This is a genomic window from Bradyrhizobium lablabi, assembly GCF_001440475.1.
GTDB classification, from domain to species: domain Bacteria; phylum Pseudomonadota; class Alphaproteobacteria; order Rhizobiales; family Xanthobacteraceae; genus Bradyrhizobium; species Bradyrhizobium lablabi.
Genome location: NZ_LLYB01000065.1, coordinates 215,142 through 216,586, shown reverse-complemented (window position 1 = coordinate 216,586; position 1,445 = coordinate 215,142). Strand labels below are relative to the sequence as shown.

Here is a 1,445-nt window from a genome sequence, read left to right as displayed (position 1 = left end):
CGCGGGCGTTGTTCGCCGGTGGCGGCGGCGTGAACTGCGGCGCGGCGCGGCCGCGGCGTGGCGGCGGCGGAGGCTCGATCTCAACGTCGTCGGACTGGGATCCGAACGGGCCGAGCCACGCGTCGAGCACGCGGCCCATCTTGCCTTTCTTCTTCCGCTTCGGCCGTGCGGGGCGCTGACGCCGTGCGCCCGGACGCTCGTCCTGCGGCGGACGGCGAAGCCGCTGTTCCTGCACATTGTCCTGCTCGAAAGCCTGCCGCAATCGCTGCAGTTCGAGGATCAGCGCCTGGCCCTGCGGCGCCGCGACATCTTCATCCGTTCCACCGAAGCGGCGTCGCGCGACGCTTTCATCGCTATGCACGTGATCAAAACCCTTCATGATGGAACACTCTCGGCAAGCGATGCGCGCGGTTCTGCCTTGGCCTGTGGCGGAGCCGGCGGCGATCCCGGCGCCCCCTTGGCATTGGCGTTGCGGACGCGCGCGAACACCTCTTCGCGCGGGCCGAATGCGATCGCCTTGCCCTCGTACAGCACCATCGTCATATCCAGCGCGGAGAGCGCGCTCGGGCGATGCGAGATGACGACGACGATGGACTTGTTCTGGCGCATGATGGCGATGGCGCGGGTCAGGGCGTTCTCGCCGTCGGCATCGAGATTGGCGTTGGGCTCGTCGAGCACGATCAGGAAGGGATCGCCGAACACCGCCCGCGCCAGGCCGACCCGCTGCTTCTGGCCTGCCGACAGCGAAATGCCGCCGGCGCCGATTCGCGTCGCATAACCTTCCGGCAGGCGCAGGATGATGTCGTGGACGCCGGCAATCTGCGCGGCCTTGAGGATGGAATCCGAGCTCGCGTTCTCGTCGAAGCGGCAGATGTTCTCCGCCACGGTGCCGTCGAACAGGCCGACATCCTGCGGCAGATAGCCGATATGCCGGCCGAGATCCTCGTTGCGCCATTGATCGAGCGCGGCGCCGTCCATCCGCACGGCGCCACGATGCGCCGGCCAGATGCCGACCAGGGCCTTGGAAAGCGAGGTCTTGCCCGACGCGCTCGCCCCGAGCAGCGCCAACCCCGCGCCGGCCTTGAGCGAAAACGTGACGCCGGACACGATCGGCATGTCGAAGCCGGGCGCCGCCACCGCGAGATTCTGCACGGACAATTCGCGGCAGGGACGCGGCAGCATGACCGGCGGCGCCGGCGGCGGCGCGGTCGCCTTGCAGATGTCGCGCAGGCGTGTGAGCCCCTGGCGGGCGGCGGCCAGTTGCTTCCAGGTGCCGAGCGCGAGCTCGACGGGCGCGAGCGCGCGCCCCATCAGGATCGAGGAGGCGATCATGACGCCGCCCGATGCCTTGTCGGCCACGACGAGGTAGGCGCCGATGCCCAGCATTCCCGATTGCAGAATGTAGCGCAGCACCTTCGCCGCCGCGCCGAGATTGGCATAGACGT

General features: G+C 68.9%; 1 protein-coding gene and 1 pseudogene. Both read right to left on the bottom strand.

The window, feature by feature from the left end:
• Positions 1-379 (bottom strand): annotated as a pseudogene (locus CQ14_RS15945) (hypothetical protein); the annotation flags it as partial.
• A partial coding sequence (locus tag CQ14_RS46290) for a type I secretion system permease/ATPase (RefSeq protein ID WP_245320369.1) occupies positions 376-1,445 on the bottom strand: 1,070 nt, incomplete at its 5' end. The gene CQ14_RS46290 and the pseudogene CQ14_RS15945, both read right to left, overlap by 4 nt.